20 protein-coding genes are annotated in these 17,071 nt (G+C 28.9%); 8 read left to right on the forward strand and 12 right to left on the reverse strand.

Going from position 1 to position 17,071, the window contains the following annotated elements:
• The 3 genes from L8W56_RS05275 to ribA all read right to left on the reverse strand — a co-directional run.
• Positions 1-342 (reverse strand): hypothetical protein (locus tag L8W56_RS05275; protein WP_263659631.1); only part of this gene is annotated, 342 nt, incomplete at its 3' end.
• The gene (gene rsmG / locus L8W56_RS05280; protein ID WP_263659632.1) at positions 336-929 is read right to left on the reverse strand and encodes a 16S rRNA (guanine(527)-N(7))-methyltransferase RsmG; all 594 of its coding nucleotides are present in this window, start codon (positions 927-929) and stop codon (positions 336-338) included. The genes rsmG and L8W56_RS05275, both read right to left, overlap by 7 nt.
• The gene (gene ribA / locus L8W56_RS05285) at positions 926-1,486 is read right to left on the reverse strand and encodes a GTP cyclohydrolase II (RefSeq protein ID WP_220567283.1); all 561 of its coding nucleotides are present in this window, start codon (positions 1,484-1,486) and stop codon (positions 926-928) included. Before ribA ends, rsmG begins: the two co-directional genes overlap by 4 nt.
• A 71-nt stretch (positions 1,487-1,557) precedes the next feature.
• Here ribA and hemB point away from each other — a divergent pair, with 71 nt between their 5' ends.
• From hemB to L8W56_RS05305, 4 genes are read left to right on the forward strand one after another with little or no spacing between them, the layout of a single operon-like run.
• Positions 1,558-2,541, forward strand: coding sequence for a porphobilinogen synthase (gene hemB / locus L8W56_RS05290; RefSeq protein WP_133319823.1), 984 nt, complete (start codon positions 1,558-1,560; stop codon positions 2,539-2,541).
• Between the two features lie 2 nt (positions 2,542-2,543).
• A complete protein-coding gene (locus tag L8W56_RS05295) occupies positions 2,544-3,017 on the forward strand; it encodes a DUF2603 domain-containing protein (protein WP_220567285.1) in 474 nt (157 codons plus the stop codon).
• Positions 3,014-4,369, forward strand: a complete 1,356-nt coding sequence (gene hemN / locus L8W56_RS05300) for an oxygen-independent coproporphyrinogen III oxidase (protein WP_263659633.1) — start codon at positions 3,014-3,016, stop codon at positions 4,367-4,369. The genes L8W56_RS05295 and hemN overlap by 4 nt, the downstream gene beginning before the upstream one ends.
• A gap of 1 nt (position 4,370) precedes the next feature.
• Entirely contained in the window at positions 4,371-5,645 is a 1,275-nt protein-coding gene (locus tag L8W56_RS05305; RefSeq protein ID WP_263659634.1) for a (Fe-S)-binding protein, read from the forward strand.
• On the opposite strand, the gene L8W56_RS05310 is transcribed toward L8W56_RS05305, so the two are convergent.
• From L8W56_RS05310 to L8W56_RS05320, 3 genes are read right to left on the reverse strand one after another with little or no spacing between them, the layout of a single operon-like run.
• Complete coding sequence (locus L8W56_RS05310; protein WP_133319819.1) at positions 5,642-5,851, reverse strand: hypothetical protein; 210 nt, start codon at positions 5,849-5,851, stop codon at positions 5,642-5,644. The two genes, L8W56_RS05305 and L8W56_RS05310, sit on opposite strands and share 4 nt — an antisense overlap.
• A gap of 37 nt (positions 5,852-5,888) precedes the next feature.
• Positions 5,889-6,896: an alanine racemase gene (locus L8W56_RS05315; protein ID WP_263659635.1), complete on the reverse strand. Its 1,008-nt coding sequence runs from the start codon at positions 6,894-6,896 to the stop codon at positions 5,889-5,891.
• The gene (locus L8W56_RS05320) at positions 6,896-7,867 is read right to left on the reverse strand and encodes a L,D-transpeptidase family protein (RefSeq protein ID WP_220567290.1); all 972 of its coding nucleotides are present in this window, start codon (positions 7,865-7,867) and stop codon (positions 6,896-6,898) included. Before L8W56_RS05320 ends, L8W56_RS05315 begins: the two co-directional genes overlap by 1 nt.
• Before the next feature lie 126 nt (positions 7,868-7,993).
• On the opposite strand from L8W56_RS05320, the gene L8W56_RS05325 reads away from it, so the two are divergent.
• Genes L8W56_RS05325 through L8W56_RS05335 form a run of 3 tightly spaced genes read left to right on the forward strand, consistent with a single transcriptional unit; the run spans position 7,994 to position 9,420 of the window.
• Complete coding sequence (locus tag L8W56_RS05325; protein WP_263659636.1) at positions 7,994-8,413, forward strand: copper chaperone PCu(A)C; 420 nt, start codon at positions 7,994-7,996, stop codon at positions 8,411-8,413.
• Positions 8,413-8,859: a hypothetical protein gene (locus L8W56_RS05330; RefSeq protein ID WP_133319815.1), complete on the forward strand. Its 447-nt coding sequence runs from the start codon at positions 8,413-8,415 to the stop codon at positions 8,857-8,859. Before L8W56_RS05325 ends, L8W56_RS05330 begins: the two co-directional genes overlap by 1 nt.
• 3 nt (positions 8,860-8,862) lie before the next feature.
• Complete coding sequence (locus L8W56_RS05335; RefSeq protein ID WP_263659637.1) at positions 8,863-9,420, forward strand: SCO family protein; 558 nt, start codon at positions 8,863-8,865, stop codon at positions 9,418-9,420.
• 10 nt (positions 9,421-9,430) lie between these two features.
• Here L8W56_RS05335 and L8W56_RS05340 read toward each other — a convergent pair whose 3' ends face one another.
• The 6 genes from L8W56_RS05340 to mapA all read right to left on the reverse strand — a co-directional run bounded on the left by L8W56_RS05340 (position 9,431) and on the right by mapA (position 15,506).
• Positions 9,431-10,633 carry an ABC transporter permease gene (locus tag L8W56_RS05340; protein WP_263659638.1) on the reverse strand — a complete coding sequence of 401 codons (1,203 nt, stop codon included), beginning with the start codon at positions 10,631-10,633 and terminating at the stop codon, positions 9,431-9,433.
• A 62-nt stretch (positions 10,634-10,695) separates the two neighbouring features.
• Positions 10,696-11,142, reverse strand: a complete 447-nt coding sequence (locus L8W56_RS05345; protein ID WP_263659639.1) for a hypothetical protein — start codon at positions 11,140-11,142, stop codon at positions 10,696-10,698.
• Positions 11,118-11,627, reverse strand: coding sequence for an LPP20 family lipoprotein (locus L8W56_RS05350; RefSeq protein WP_133319811.1), 510 nt, complete (start codon positions 11,625-11,627; stop codon positions 11,118-11,120). The genes L8W56_RS05345 and L8W56_RS05350 overlap by 25 nt, the downstream gene beginning before the upstream one ends.
• Positions 11,628-11,688: 61 nt before the next feature.
• Positions 11,689-14,259 carry a DNA gyrase subunit A gene (gene gyrA, locus L8W56_RS05355; RefSeq protein WP_263659640.1) on the reverse strand — a complete coding sequence of 857 codons (2,571 nt, stop codon included), beginning with the start codon at positions 14,257-14,259 and terminating at the stop codon, positions 11,689-11,691.
• A 21-nt stretch (positions 14,260-14,280) separates the two neighbouring features.
• A complete protein-coding gene (locus L8W56_RS05360) occupies positions 14,281-14,862 on the reverse strand; it encodes a ComF family protein (protein ID WP_133319809.1) in 582 nt (193 codons plus the stop codon).
• Entirely contained in the window at positions 14,859-15,506 is a 648-nt protein-coding gene (gene mapA, locus L8W56_RS05365; protein WP_258107956.1) for an outer membrane lipoprotein MapA, read from the reverse strand. Before mapA ends, L8W56_RS05360 begins: the two co-directional genes overlap by 4 nt.
• 203 nt (positions 15,507-15,709) lie before the next feature.
• Here mapA and L8W56_RS05370 point away from each other — a divergent pair, with 203 nt between their 5' ends.
• Complete coding sequence (locus L8W56_RS05370) at positions 15,710-17,071, forward strand: DASS family sodium-coupled anion symporter (RefSeq protein WP_133319807.1); 1,362 nt, start codon at positions 15,710-15,712, stop codon at positions 17,069-17,071.

Genomic DNA, 17,071 nt, shown 5'->3' on the forward strand with positions numbered 1-17,071 from the left:
ACAAACTCCATCAACGCTTAACTCATAAGCTTTTTTTAAATTATTATCTAAAACATCAAGTAAAAATAAAATTTTAGAGTCAAACATATAAAACTCAGCCATTTTTGAAGCAATTTTTGCTAATCTCTCATCTTCTATTAAAATATATTTTGCTCCTAGTGCATTAGAAAGTAAAATTTCTTCCTCATTCTTGGCATATATAGCAAAATCTATTTTTTCCTCTTTTGCACTTTTTATATTTTGTTCATTATAATTAAAACAATTTACATTTGTTTTGATAAAAATATTTTCATAATGACTAAATTTTTGCATATTTATCAAAGAATGTCCAAAAATTAACATAATTTTTCCTTTATCTTTAAAAGACAATAATTCCTAAAGCCTTGATTAAAAATTTGATAATCTTTCAATTCTTGCAATTCATCATAAATTTCACTTCCCTTATAAAGCAAAAATAAAGTATTTTTATCATAAAAACCATTTGAAATTTCTACCAAAGGTTTTACATCCATTAAAGCTCTTGAAGTAATTAAATCTACTTTAAAAGGTGGATAGTTTTGTAATTTTTCTTTTATGATATTTACATTTATCAAATTAAGTTCAGTTTTAACCACCCTTAAAAATGAGGCCTTTTTAGCGCTAGGCTCAAAAAGAAAAAATTCATTATCTTGCAAAATACAAGCTAAAAATAATGCAGGAAAACCAGCCCCGCTTCCAATATCAATGATCTTTTTTTTATTACTCAAATCATAAAAATCTAAAATTTTAACACTATCAATAATATTTTCATCTATATTTTCAAAATGAGTTAAATTATGCACAGCATTAAATTTTTCTAACAACTCTTTATAGAGCGTGGTTTTTTTAAAAAAATCATCTTTATTTGCAAAATCTTTTAAAAAATTTAATTGCTCTTCGTATTTTTTCAATTTAGATGTCCCATTTGTGTATATTTAATTTCTAAATAATCTTTATTAAAACGATTTGCTTTTATTAAAATAGGCACTCTTAAATTAATTTTTTCTTTTAATGAATTTAGTTTTTCAGGATTATTAGTTAAAAGGTTAATTTTAGAAATCTTATAATGCTTAAGTATAAATTCTACTATTTCATAACTACGCTCATCTGCCTTAAAACCTAATTGATGATTTGCTTCTATGGTATTAAAACCCTTATCTTGCAAAGCATAAGCATTAATTTTATTAAAAAGTCCTATACCTCTTCCTTCTTGCCTTAGATAAATCACCATACCACCATGCTCTTGAATGTATTTTAAAGAAAAATCAAGCTGTTCTCCACAATCACATTTTAAACTTCCCAAAACATCCCCTGTTAAACATTCTGAATGGATTCTAATATTAACTTCTTTTTCCAATTTTCCTTTAAAAATACAAAGATGTTCTTTATCATTTTCTTTAAAACTTTGTATATTAAATTCCCCAAAACGAGTAGGGAGTTTTGCTATTTCAGAAATTTGAATAGTCATTATTTTACTTTACCTTTTTTATAAAAAATATGCTAGAATTTAAACAATTTTAACAAACAAAAAGGAAATTTATGTTTAAACGCTTTAGAAGATTAAGACTTAATGAGAATATTAGAAGCTTAGTAAAAGAAAATACCTTAAATTTAGATGATTTAATCTATCCACTTTTTGTTATCAATGGTGCTAATATTAAAAATGAAATCACGTCTATGCCAGGTGTGTTTCAAATGAGCTTAGATGAAATTTTAAAAGAATGTGAGGAGTTAATTAATCTTGGTATTAAAGCGATTATTTTATTTGGCGTGTTAGAAAGTTCCAAAAAAGATAGTTGTGGAAGTGATGCATTAAGCGATGATGGCTTGATTGCTACAAGTCTAAGAGCTATTAAAGCAAAATTTCCTGATTTGGTAGTAATTACCGATCTTTGTTTTTGTGAGTATACTGATCATGGGCATTGTGGTATTATTGATCCAAAAAGTAAAAGCGTAGATAATGATTTAACTTTAGAAATTTCAGCCAAACAAGCTCTAATTCATGCTAAAAACGGTGCAGATATGATAGCACCAAGCGGCATGATGGATGGTATTATTGAAACTTTAAGAAAAACTTTAGATGAAAATGGTTTTGAAAATTTACCTATTATGGCTTATTCTACTAAATTTGCTTCAGCCTATTATGGGCCTTTTAGAGATGTGGCTGATTCTGCACCAAGTTATGGAGATAGAAAAACCTATCAAATGGATTTTGCCAATGGTAAAGAAGCCTTATGTGAGAGCTTAGAAGATGAAAAACAAGGCGCTGACATCTTAATGGTAAAACCAGCACTTGCGTATTTAGATGTAGTAAAAGATATAGCAAATCATTCTAAACTTCCACTTTGTGTGTATAATGTAAGCGGGGAATATGCTTTGTTAAAAGCAGGTCAAAAAGCAGGTGTGATTGACTATGAAAAAATAGTACTTGAAACTATGCTTGCTTTTAAAAGAGCTGGAGCCAAGCTTATCATAACTTATCATGCAAAAGAAATTGCAAAATTATTAACAAATAAGGAGTGAGATTGAATAGTCTAAGCAAAAAAAGTTCTCAAGATGTAATCAATGAATTATCTAATCATTTGGGCATAGAAAAACACAATCAAACTATATTTCATCTAACCCACATTAACGATAAAGAAAAAAAGTTAAGTCTAAAAAATGGCCATAATTTAGCACCCGAACCATGGTTTATAGTAGATGAAAATGATGAAGTTAAAACTATGTTTTCTGTAAAAACTCTGATTGAGTTTTTACAAAGTGCCAAAAAGATACAAAAGGATAATTTTGAACTTAAACTAGAAAAGGCTATCTATCAACAAATTCCTATTGACTTTAATGATGTATGGACAGTCGCAATGGATGAGATTAAACATCAAGTTTCCAAAGGTATAAAAGAAGTTAATATTGATTTAGATCAATTAATCAGCAATATTCATACAAAACATCCTAACTTATTTATAAACATGAAAGAAATGATGCAAAAAGGTAAAAAATGAGAGATTATAAAAATTTTGTTAAATACTCCAAAGCAGGACCTAGATACACTTCTTATCCTACTGCAGTAGAATTTAACACCCATTTTAAATATGAAGACTATATAAAAATTTTAAAACAACAAACAGCACAATTATCTTTATATTTTCATTTGCCTTTTTGCAGGAGTGCTTGTTATTTTTGCGGTTGTAATGTAATATATACCGCAAAAGAAGAAAGTAAAGAAAGGTATTTAAATTATCTTTTTAAAGAACTTGATCTTTTAACAAATACCATTGACACACAAAGAGAAGTAGCTCAAATGCATTTTGGTGGTGGTACACCTACTTTTTTTTCTGCTAAACAATTGCAAAGTTTGATTTTTAAAATAAAAAGCATTTTTCCAAATTTTACCCAAGATAGTGAAGTAAGTTGTGAAATTGATCCTAGATTCTTAAATGAAGAACAAGCTGATGTTTTAATTCAAAATGGCTTCAACCGTATTAGTTTTGGTGTGCAAGATTTTAACGAAAAGGTTCAAAAGGAAATTCATAGAATTCAACCTTTTGAACTTACCAAAAATGCAGTAGATATGGTAAGAAAAAAAGGGATAAATTCAGTAAATATGGATTTAATTTATGGCCTTCCTTATCAAAGTCTAGAAAGTTTTAAGCAAACTTTAGAAAAAGCACTGCTGATTAATCCCGATCGCTTTGCTATTTTTAATTATGCACATGTGCCTTGGCTTAAAAAAAATATGAGAAAATTTGACGAAAACACTCTACCAAGTCCTGATGTAAAACTTCAAATTTTAGAATATTGTGAAAAATTTTTAACTCAAAATGGTTATAAAATGATAGGAATGGATCATTTTGCAAAGCCACAAGATGAACTTTTTAAAGCCTTAGAAAATGGTAGTTTGCATAGAAATTTTCAAGGCTATACTACAAAAGGCGGAACTGATTTAATCGGGATTGGCCTAACAAGTATAGGCGAAGGTAAAAGACACTATATGCAAAATTTCAAAGATATGCCAAGCTACGAAAAGGCTATCGATGAAGGTCGATTGCCTTGCGAAAAAGGTATCATGCTTGATGATGATGATGAACTAAGAAAAGCTGTTATTATGGAACTTATGAGTAATTTTGCTCTTAATATAAAAAATATTGAAAGTAAATTTAAGATTGATTTTTTTGAATATTTTAAGCAAGATTTAGAAGAACTCCAAAAACTTAATGAATTTATCAACATTGATAAAACTCATATCAAAGTTAATGAAACAGGAGTACTTTTAATCCGTAATATTGCTATGTGTTTTGATAAATATTTAAAACGCATTAGCGAAGATAAAAAAGTTTTCTCTAAAACGGTTTAATATGTTAAATGTTAATGAAATTTCTAATGCTTGCGTAAAATGTGGAAAATGCATACCAGTTTGCACCATACATGAAATAAATCGCGATGAAAGTACTTCTCCTCGTGGCTTTTTAGATTTAATCAGTGCTTATGAAAACCAAGAACTAGAGCTTGATAAAAATCTTAAAAAAATATTTGAATCATGTTTTTTATGTACAAATTGCGTTGAAGCTTGTCCAGGCCATTTAAGAGTGGATAGCGCTATTGAAAAAGTGCGTTACGATATAGCACAAAAATTTGGCATTGTTTGGTACAAAAAACTTGCTTTCTTTTTTCTAAGACGCAGAAAAATTCTAGATATTTTAGCAAGATTTGGTTATGTTTTCCAAAGCTGTGCTTTTAGTTTACAACATAAAAATTTGGGAATGAAAGCTAAATTTAACCTACCTTTAATTAAAAAAGATCGTTTGCTTCCTTCTTTAGCTAAAAAAAGCTTTCTAGCTTCTAATCCTGATTTCATAAATAATCAAGGTGAAAAAGCCATAGGACTTTTTATAGGCTGCTTGTCAAATTACTCTTATACAAATACGGGCTTTGCTTTGCTTGAAATTTGTAAACATCTTAAAATCAATGTAGATTTATTAAAAGATCAATCTTGTTGCGGTGCTCCTCATTATTTTACTGGAGATTTTAAAAGTGTAGAAATTTTAGCTAAAAAAAATATCGTTTATTTTGAAGAAAAATTAAAAACTCTAGATTATATCATTATCCCCGAAGCAACCTGTTCTGCGATGATTAATATAGACTATGAACATTTTTTCCACATGCAAAAAGATGAAGAATGGGCTATAAGAGCTAAAAATATTTCTAGTAAAATACTACTTGCAACAAAATATTTTTATGAATATACTAAACTAGAAGAGCTTTTAAAAACAAAGAAAAAATTAAAGACAAAAATTGCATACCACGATCCTTGTCATGCAAGAAAAATGCAAGGTGTTTTTAAAGAACCTAGAACCTTGCTTAAACAAAACTATACTTTCAAAGAACTTATTAACTCAAATGAATGCTGTGGTTTTGGTGGTGTTAGTATGCAAACTGATCACTATGAAAAAGCTTTGCAAGTTGGTATAAAAAAAGCTCAAAATATACAAAAAAGCAATGTGGAGATTATCAGTGCAGAATGTTCAGCTTGTAGAATGCAAATTTCTAATGCATTAGAGCATGAAAAATCCTCTACACATTTTTTGCATCCATTAGAATTGATAGCAAAAATACTTCAAGATAAAAATTAATCTTGAATTTTTATATCTTCGATATTTGATCTATTTTTTTCAATTAAAATTCTATTTTTTTCTATATTTTCACTATTTTTTTTACACTCGTTTTTCAAGATTTCAATATTTTTATATAAAATTTTTATTTTTCTCTCGTAACGATTTATCAATAAAAATACTATAAATAAAAATAAAATTAAAATAGCCCAATTTAAAAATGCCATATTTGCCCTTTCTTTAGATATATTAACACTTTTTATCTTAAACTAAAATTCTTTTCAAATTTGGAGAAAGTTTGACTAAAATTTCATAGTTGATAGTATTAAAAAAACTAGCCATAATATTTGCGTCATTTAAAACGCAAATTTCATCTTCATCATTCTCACAAGAAAAACTATCCATAGACATTTTTCCAAGCAATTTCTTACCATTAGGAAGAAAAAAATCATGTTTTCCATCATAACGCAAAAGCCCATCTGCATAACCTAAATCATAAGTTGCTATTTCAAGATCTTCTTTTGCATTATATACACCACCATAACCAACACTTTGACCTTTTTTCAACACTCTTTGGCTTAATTTTTCAGCCCATAAACTTAAAACTTTGCGTAAGTCTTTATTAAAATGTGCATAGCCAAATTGTACAAGCCCTACTCTACAATACTCATCGTACCCAAGCTCGCTTGCTCTAAATAATGCTTCAGAATTATGTGAATGAAATATAAGCTTTTTAGCTTCATCACAAAGCAAAGTATATATTAGCTCTTTAGCTTGTTTAAATTTTTGTTTTTGCACAAAATAACTAGCATCTATTTCATCACTTCCTGCAAAGTGCATCATCACTCCATGAAGTATTAAATTATTACTTTGTAGTTCTTGTATCACTTCTTGAATTTCTTCAGGTATAATTCCATTTCTATGCATATTTGTATCTACAACTAAATGAATTTTTATATTTTGCTTGAATTTTTTAATATCATTTTTATCATTTAAAGCATAAATAAATTTTTCACTTTCATTGCCATGTGGATGATGGGATAGAATTAAGATATTATCAAAAATATCTTCAAGCTCTTTTGCTTCAGTTTCATTTTTTACCGCTATAAAATTTATACCTTTTGCTCTAGCTATAGGAGCTAAAAGCTTAGCTCCATGTCCATAAGCATTATCTTTAAAAACACATATTACTTTTTGATAACCTCCTGCTTTAGAGGCTATTAAGTCAAGATTATACTCATAAGCCAAACGATCAATTTTTATATATGCCATTATTGTTCAGCTAAAATTTGCATTTTATCTTCAACTAGCTTAACATAAAGGACTTTTTCTCCTTTGAATTTATAGTTAGTACTACGATAGTCTTCATAAAATCCTATTCTAAAAATTTTCTCATTTTTATCATTTGGATAAGGACTTATGCTAAGATCTGAAAATTTAATGCTCTTTTTTTCTCTCTTTGCAAAAATTCTTTCTTTATTTTTTGCAAATTGCTCATAAGTAGATTTATTATTATGTTTAAAAATTTTTTTATCATAAAAAGATAAATACTTATTTATATCACTTTTTTGCCAACTATCTTTCCAGGCAAATAAATTAGCTAGTAAAATCGCTATTTCATCATGAGTTGCTCTTACTTTATTTTTCTCTTCTGTCATTGCATAAGATTTTCTATCAGCTACTAATTTATTAAAATCTTCCAATAAATCATTATGCACAGCAATACAACCTCTAGTTTTATAAGTATCCAAGCGTGTTCCATCTAAAGGATAGCCATGAATCCAAATACCACCACCTGTTTTACCCAAAGTTTTATCTAAAACATTTGGGTAAGTTGTTGCAAATGCAAATGGGCCATAATATGGATCACCAGGATAAAATTTCTTTCCAAGTTCGTAAAAACCTATTGGAGTTTTTAAATCTCCTTCTACTTCTTTATCTCCAGCTAAACCTGTTAAAACATCCCTTTGGATAAATTTATTTTCTACTTTTCCATCATTGTAGTGATAAACTCTAATAATTTTATCACTTTTATTTGTTAAAACTATTGCAACATTTTCCTCATAATATCCTAAACTAATATTTTTGTCTTTTATCTCATCAAGCCAAAAATCTTTTTTACTTAACTCTTGCTCCAATACCCTTTCAACCGCATCAATACCTTCGTTTAGATAAATTTTTGCAAGATTATTTGCATTTGCAAACACAGCCAAACTAAACAATGCTAATATAATTTTAAACAATTTTCACCTTTCTATTAAAAATTAAAACAACAAAGAGCTAATTATAATATTTTTACAATAAATATATTTTTAATTTTTTCCGTGTATAATGTTTACAAATAACCAAAAACAAAAAAAGGAAAAATAATGAAAAAATTACTTAGTTTAGCCATATTAAGCACTTTTGCTTTTTCAAATCAAATTACTATAAATGATCCTTATGTAAGACAAACTCCACCTAATTCTAAAACAACGGCATTTTTTTTAGAACTTAAAAACAACTCAAACAAAGATATTAAACTCATAAAAGCTCAAAGTTCATTAAGCGATACAGCTGAAATTCATGATCATATTATGAAGGATGGTAAAAAAATGATGGTTCAAATTCCTCAAATCACAATAAAAGCTAATTCAAGCACTGAACTTAAACCTGGTGGGATGCACATTATGATACTAAATCTCAAAGAAAATATCACACCGCAAACAAAGGCCAATCTAACTCTTTATTTTGATGATAATAGCACAATTGAACTAAAAGATATCGAGTCAAGAAGCATTAAAAAATAATGAAAAATCTACTTGTCTTTGCCTTAGCTATAGTCTTTGCTATATGCGGGGCTTATTTTTACACCAATTCATCAAATACCGGAAAAAAGAGAGAATTAATTACCACTTTAACACCTCTAACATGTGATCTAAACATTCAAGAATGTGAATACAATTTTAAGGATAAAAAAGTCTTAGTAAATTTAAATCCAAAGCCTATTACTACATTAAATGAGCTTGATTTAAATATTACCAATTTAGGTGAGTTTAAAAAACTTAATGCTAGGGTTTATGGACTTAATATGTATATGGGAGATATTGTTCCACAATTTAAAAAAATAAACAATACTTATCATGCTAAATTAGTTTTAAGTTCTTGCACTCTAGATATAATGCGTTTTAGAATAGAGCTTTTTGATGATGAAACTCCACTAGGTTTTTATTTTGACTTTGATGTAAAGAGGTAAAATATGAAAAAAATAAATATTTTTTTATTAATTGTGGTAATTTTTGGAGTATTTTTTATATCTGTGCAGTATTTTGAAAACAACAAATACAATTTTCACTTAAATTCTGAAAAAGGCATACTTAGTCTAAAAGATTTTATCGGTAAAAAACTAATTGTATATTTTGGCTATACATATTGTCCTGATGTCTGTCCTAGTGAGCTTGCCTTGATTGCTAATGTTTTAGAAAAAATGCCAAATAAAGAAAAAGCTCATGTGATATTTATCTCACTAGATCCAGCAAGAGATAGCAACTTAACTCAAACTAGCCAATGGGTTAAGTATTTTTACCCAAATTCAACTGCATTGGTTGCTAAAGATGAAAAAGAATTAGAAAAAGTTACTAAAAATTATGGCGTAGTATATGAAAAAATCAATCTTAAAGATTCTGCTATGGGATATTCTATAGCACATAGTGGCGAATTTTATTTGATTGATGAGAATGGAAAATTTATTAAAACCATTAAAGATATTAGTTATGAAAGCTTTTTCAATGAAATTCAAAAATTCTTAAACGAATAAATTTCTCAATTTATTCGTTTCTTAAAGTATCTAAAATATCTACTTGTGTTGCTTTTTTAGCAGGATAATAAGAAGACAAGCTTACAATCATAATAGCACCAAAAATCGTAGTACAAAAATCAACAAAAGAAAGCTCCAAAGGTAGCTTACTCATGCCATAAACATCACTTGGTAAAGAAATAATGTCAAAATTTCCAAGTACCCACAAAGCAATAGCTGCAAGTATCACACCTGCTACGATACCACTTCCACCTATCAAAAATCCTAAAGAAAAAAATGTTTTTTTAATCTCTAACTTACTAGCTCCTAAAGAAAGCAACAAAGCTATCTCGCTACGACGATTCATTACTATCATTAATAAAGAACTTACTATATTTAAACTTGCGACCAAAATAATCAACATCAATACTATAAACAAAGCTCTTTTTTCTAAAGCTAATGCTGCAAAGAAATTTCCATTTTGCTCCCACCAACCTATACTAGCATATCTTGCACCCAAGAAAGCTTCAATTTGTTTAATATCCTCAAAAGGCTTATTTGAATATACATGTACCCCATCATAACTTCCTTGGGGATATGACAAAATCTTAGCTAAAGCTTTTACATCTGTATACATATAAGCTTTATCATAAGCTAACAAACCTGAAGAAAAATCAGCCATAACATCAAATCTTTTAACTTTTGGAATAAGCGAAAGTCCACTTGCATTAAGATTAGAAAAAATTAAGGTAATTTTTTCATTATAATCAAGTCCAAATTCATCTTTTAAACCCTTACCAATTAAAATATCAAAATTATCTAATTTTTTATCTTCTAAAGCTTGAGCTACTACCTCATTGATCTTTTTTTCATCTTCAAAATTAACCCCAAAAAGCATACCGCCTTCCAATTTTAAATCATTTCTTGCTATAACCTGAGTAGCAATATAAGGGCTAAATAATAAATTTGGAAATTTACTTCTTAATTCTTGCAATAATTTATCATCTACATTTGCCCCAAAACGCGGTAATATAGTGATAGGGTAATTCATAGTAAAAAGTTTTCTCTCAAATTCTTTATCAAAGCCATTCATAATAGCCATTGCAACTAAAAGCACACAAAGTCCTATACTTACACCTAAAAAGGCTAAAATTTTTGAAAGCATAATAAAGGGTTGATCTTTATCAAAACGCAGATATTTAAATAATAAATAACGAGGGATACTTTTATACATCTTTTACTCTTAATATTTTTTTAAGTATTTTAACTTGATTTTTATAAAAGCAAGCTTTGTATTTATTTAAGATAATATACAAAGGCACTATTATCATGAAATTCAACTATAAATCTTAGTGGCAAAATTCTCACATAAGTTTCACTTTGTGCGCTTGCTTGTTCACTTTTTACAAAATCTTTTACATCTATTTTTGAATTAAAAAAGCAATCAATTAAATCATTTTTATGATTATTTAAAAAGTTAAATTTATCTAACTTTGTCATCTTTTCTTCAGCCACCATACCAAAATCATTGCGTATTAAAGATTTTAAATCACTTGGTGTATAAACTAACTCACAAGCATATTCTAAATTCTTTTTTTTGCTTTTAGTCATAGCCATAGAAATAGTTTCATTTTGATGATAAAGGATAAAATTTTTATTAGAGAGTTCTGCCCAAAATATAAATTCATCTTGGGCAGTAGCATTAAAAATTATGAGGATTAATAAGCAAACAATTCTTTCCACTTGTCAGCATCGATTTTAAGTTCTACATTTACTCTATAAAGACCATCTTTAAAGTCTTGATCTACAACACTTGCATTTTTAATCAAACCATTTACCTGTGCTGTAATAGTTGAGCTTTTAAGCATTGCATCTTTTACTGTATCTTTACCATTAACTCTGACACCATACAACTTACTTGCTAATTGTCTATAAGCATCGGTAATTGCCGCTCTTTTAGCTAAAGCCAAAGCTTGACCAACTGAAACCGTATTTAAAGGAGCAATACCCTCACCCACCGCTGTAAAAGTTAGATCATTGTCTGTGCTTGTATCATTTGCAAGCATTTTTTCTTCTCTAATGATGTTACGCACATCATCTTTATCAACTTTTTGAACCACAACATCAGAATTTGCTGCTTGAGTCTGATTTGGATTCACACCTCTTTGATCTAGTGCACAAGCACTAAAACCCAAAGCTAAACAAAACATAAAAATAACTTTTTTCATTTTTTACACCTTCAATTTATTTGATTTTATTAAAACAGCAAAAAGCATTCCAATAATTTTACTATTCTAAATTTAAATCCATATTAGTTTCAGCATCTAATTCCTCATCTTCTTCTTTAGGACACTTAGCAATGCTTACAACCTCATCATTTTCAACATTAACAACAATTACACCACTTGTATTTCTACCTGCTTTTCTAATGCTTTGCATATCAACGCGTATCATCTTACCACTGCTTGTTAATGCCATTAAATCCATACTTTCATCAACTATGACTATACCGATTAAATCTTTTGTTTTGGCAGTAAGTTTCATACAAATAACACCCTTACCACCTCTACTTTGAAGTCTATATTCTCCAGCATCAGTACGCTTACCTATACCTTTTGCACTTACGCTTAAGATTTCTTGAGCGTCATTTTCTATAACAACAGCACCCACAACCTCATCATCTTTTTCTTTAAATTTAATCGCAGTTACCCCTCTACTTACACGGCCAATCTCTCTAACTTTAGCAAGTGGGAATTTAATGCACATACCTTTTTTAGTAACCGCAAAAAGCATTTTACCAACGATAGTATTATCAAGCTCTTCATTAGGTTCAAGCATTTCATTTTCTAAATTTTCTTCATAATTTTGTTCTTGAGTTTCATTTTCATCCCTTGCTACGATAATTGCAGTAACAAGTTCATCATTTTCATCTAGATTAATCGCTTTTACACCCACGCTTCTAATGTTTTGATATTCACTTAAATTTGTGCGTTTTACGATACCATTTTTAGTAAAGAAACACAATGATTTACTTTCATCAAAATCAGTGGTTGGAATAATTGCCATGATTTTTTCATCTGCTTGTAGATTAATGAGATTAACCACGGCTTTGCCTTTAGCGGTTCTACTTCCTTCAGGAATTTTATAAACCTTAAGCCAATAAAGCTGTCCGCGATCAGTAACAAACATCAAGGTATCATGTGTATTTGCTGTAAAGAAACTTTCTATAAAATCATCATCATAAGTTGTAACTGCGACCTTACCTTTACCACCGCGTTTTTGTTTTTCATATTGCTTACTTGGAACACGCTTAATATAGCCACGATGAGTGATAGTAACTACCATATTTTCATTTGGTATTAAATCTTCTATATCAATATCATCATAGTCATCTTCAATTTGAGTAATTCTCGGTACATCAAATTTTGTTCTGATTTCTTTTAACTCATCTTTGATTAAATTTTCAAGCAAAGTTTCGCTTTTTAAAATTTGATCAAGCCTCTCTATTTCTGCTAATAATTCCCTTAATTCGTTATCAATTTTTTCTCTCTCAAGACCTGTTAAACGGCCTAATTTCATATCTAAAATAGCATTAGATTGAAGCTCACTTAGACCAAATTTTTGCATTAATAAATTTTTAGCCGTTGGGTTATCAGGAGAGTTTTTAATCAAAGCTATCACTTCATCAATATTATCTAGTGCAATTTTTAAACCTTCTAAAATATGTGCTCTAGCTCTAGCTTTTTGCAACTCATAAATAGTTCTTCTAATAATTACAGTTTTTCTATGATTTAAGAATAAATTTAAAAGCTCAATTAAAGAAAAAACTTTTGGCTCTTTATTATGTATAGCAAGCATAATCACACCAAAAGTGCTTTCCATAGTGGTAGATTTAAAAAGATTATTTAACACAATCTCACTCATAACATCGCGTTTTAGCTCAATTACCACGCGAATTCCTTCCCTATCACTCTCATCTCTAACTTCAGCAATACCTTCGATTTGTTTTTCTTTGACAAGTTCAGCGATTTGCTCTATTAATCTTGCTTTGTTAGTTTGATAAGGAAGTTCATCTATAACGATAATATCTTTATTAGCTCTTTTTTCTATATGGGTCTTTGCTCTTACTTTTACCCTACCACGACCTGTGCGGTATGCTTCTATAATACCTTTTTTACCAAAGATAATACCGCCGGTTGGAAAATCAGGTCCTTTAATAAATTGCATTATTTCTTCTAAACTTGCGTTTTTATTATCAATTAAATAAAGCAAACCATCAATAAGCTCATTTAAGCTATGCGGAGGAATATTAGTAGCCATACCTACTGCAATACCACTTGAACCATTAAGCAATAAATTTGGGACCCTAGCAGGTAAAACATCGGGCTCACTCATAGAATCATCATAATTTGGTATAAAATCAACCGTATCTTTTTCTATATCACGCAAAAGCTCTTCAGCTAAAATCGTCATCCTAGCTTCAGTATAACGCATCGCAGCAGCACCATCGCCATCAATAGAACCGAAGTTTCCTTGTCCATCTACGCTTGGATAACGCATAGAAAAATCTTGCGCCATTCTTACTAAAGCATCATATACAGCTGTATCACCATGTGGATGATATTTACCGATTACATCACCCACTATACGCGCTGATTTTTTGTATGCACTACGACTTCCAACACCTAAATCATTCATAGCATATAAAATTCTTCTATGAACAGGTTTAAGCCCATCTCTAGCATCAGGTAAGGCACGGCCTATAATAACACTCATAGAATAATCTAAATAACTACTTTTTATAGAACTTTCTATATCTATATTTTCAATATCTGAATCTTTAGTAAAAATATTTTCCATAAAAATCCTTAAAATTAATGCCTATATTGTATCAAATTTTGCATTAGCCAAAACTAAAGCAAAAAGTACTTCAATATTATTTTTTTCTAAAAGCTCTTTTGCCTCTAATAAACTTAATCCAGTAGTTATCACATCATCTACTAAAATTACAGGATATTTTGGACGCTTTAAAAGCTTATAAGATCTTTTATTATCTTTACGAAATTTCAAACTTTTACCACTATATTTAAATTCTGAACTAGCTTGCAAGGTGTGATACATAGGTTTTATAAATTTAGTATTTAAGTATTTAGTTAAAATAGCAGTATGAGAGTAATTTTTATATGTTTTATCATCTAAAGCTATAGCATTAATTTTACAAGATGGTTGAAAAAAATCCTCAAATTTAGCAAAACTCAATTTTGCCAAAGCATTTAAAACAAAATAGCCTTGAAATTTGTGTTTAAAATAAATCAAATGCTTAATTTGCTCATATTGATAAAAATAATAAACTTTAAAATTTCCCTCAAGTTCTCTTATACCTAAAGAATATTCTAAAAGCTCTTCCTTGCAAGCTGGACAAAAACTCGCAAAGGAAAATCCATGGCAATTAAAACACCTCACAAAGAGCTGATAATATCTGCAGATTTATTAGCCACTTGTTTTATAAGAAGCTGAGTGAAAAAAGGTAGATCTTTGATATTATAAAAACCTTTAACTTCTTGTTTGGTTTTAATATTAATAGTTTTATTGGTATTAATATCTTTTAGTGTCAATTGACTAGCAATAATTGAAAATAAAGAATTAGAATCAAATTTAGAATAAAAATCATTAAAACTTAAATCTACCCTTAAAACATAAGGAGAATCTTGTGTATCTTCTACTACAACTATACCTCTATTTTCTAATTCTTCTTTTAAAAACACATAAAAATAGTAGTTAAAATTCTCATTAATATAATAATTATTTCCATTAGAAGAAGAATATTTTAAATTCTCATTTAAATCATATACCCTATGAATATAAACTTTTTTTAAGGAAGCACTTTTATCAATTGTTCTTTTATTTGCGCAATACTTAAGCCCCACATCACTAATATACACAAGGCCTTTAATTTTTGCTTCATATGCTTTAGAATCAGAAGGATTATAACATTGTGCTTGAATTTTTATAAGCTCATTAACTTTTGCAACACTTTGATTTTTAGAATTTACAGCACATGCACTAAAAAATAAAGCTAAAACAAATACAAATACTTTTTTTAACATCTTTTTTTCCTTAGAATCATCTTTATTATTTTATGATTTTTAATTAGCAAAAATTATACCAAAAACAAATAAATTTTACTAAAACTTACTTTTTTTCACACAAGAATAATTTTATTGAAAAAATTTTATACAAAAATTGATATTTAAAAGAAAATTCATTTAGAATATGTTACAAAACTGCAATATTTTAAAGGAGTTGTTAAATGAGTTCAAATACAAAAACACTTATAGTCGTTGCTGATTTAGTGTTATTTATCGCTTTGCTTTATTTTTCCCCTTTTGGTGAAACTAAAGTAAACCAAGGTTTATCTTTGTTAATTTTTATTGCCGTTTTATGGCTTAGCGAGGCTTTGCATGTTACTATTACAGCTATTTTAGTACCTGTTTTAGCTGCTATTTTGGGATTACTACCCACCGCTAAAGCTTTAACAGGTTTTGCTGATTCTAATATCTTTTTATTTTTTGGTGGTTTTGCTTTGGCCGCAGCTATGCATCATCAAAAATTAGACAAACTTATTGCACATAAAATTTTAACATTAGCAAAAGGGCATTTAGGCCTTTCTAGTTTGTATATTTTTATTACCACTGCGTTTTTATCTATGTGGATGAGTAATACCGCAACAGCAGCTATGATGCTTCCGCTTGCTATAGGTATGTTAGCTTCACTTGATCCGCAAAAAGATAGAAATACTTATGTTTTCATCCTTTTAGGTATAGCTTTTAGTGCGAGTATAGGTGGTATAGGCACCATAGTAGGAACTCCACCAAATGCAATCGTTGCCACTCAATTACACATTACTTTTGCACAATGGTTAAAATACGGAATTCCTATTGTTTTAATTTTCCTACCTGCAATGATTTTAATTTTATACTTTATGTTTAAACCTAAATTTAATCTACAAGTTGATTTACATACTGAAAATATAGAACTTACAAGACCTAGAATCATCACTTTAATAATCTTTTTAGTCGTTGCACTATCTTGGATTTTTAGTGGTAATATCAGTCCTATCATCACAAGTATTTTTGGACACAAAATAGCAAATCTTGATGCGATTATTGCTTTATTGGCTGCTGTTTTAGTATGTGCTTTTAAAGTAATTGATTGGAAAAATATACAAAAAAATACCGATTGGGGTGTATTAATGCTCTTTGGTGGAGGCATCACTCTAAGTGTAGTATTAAGAGATTCTGGCGCTAGTAAAGTAATGGCTGATACTATCATTTCATTTATAGAAAATGGACATTTATTTATTATAGGTTTAATTGTGGCATTTTTTATAGTATTTTTAACTGAATTTACTTCAAATACTGCTTCAGCAGCCTTACTTGTGCCTTTATTTATCTCTATAGCAGATACTTTAGGTGTTCCTGCTTTAGGACTTGCTTTAATCATTGCTATTGGTGCTTCTTGTGCTTTCATGCTACCAGTTGCTACACCACCAAATGCTATAGTTTTTGGTACAGGACATATTAAACAACAAGAAATGGTAAAAGTTGGGATTATATTAAATATCTTTTGCTCAATCGCACTTGCAGTAATTGCATACTTTTTCTGGCTATAA

Origin of the sequence: Campylobacter sp. IFREMER_LSEM_CL1085, from assembly GCF_025772235.1 — a bacterium.
Lineage (GTDB): Bacteria > Campylobacterota > Campylobacteria > Campylobacterales > Campylobacteraceae > Campylobacter_D > Campylobacter_D lari_D.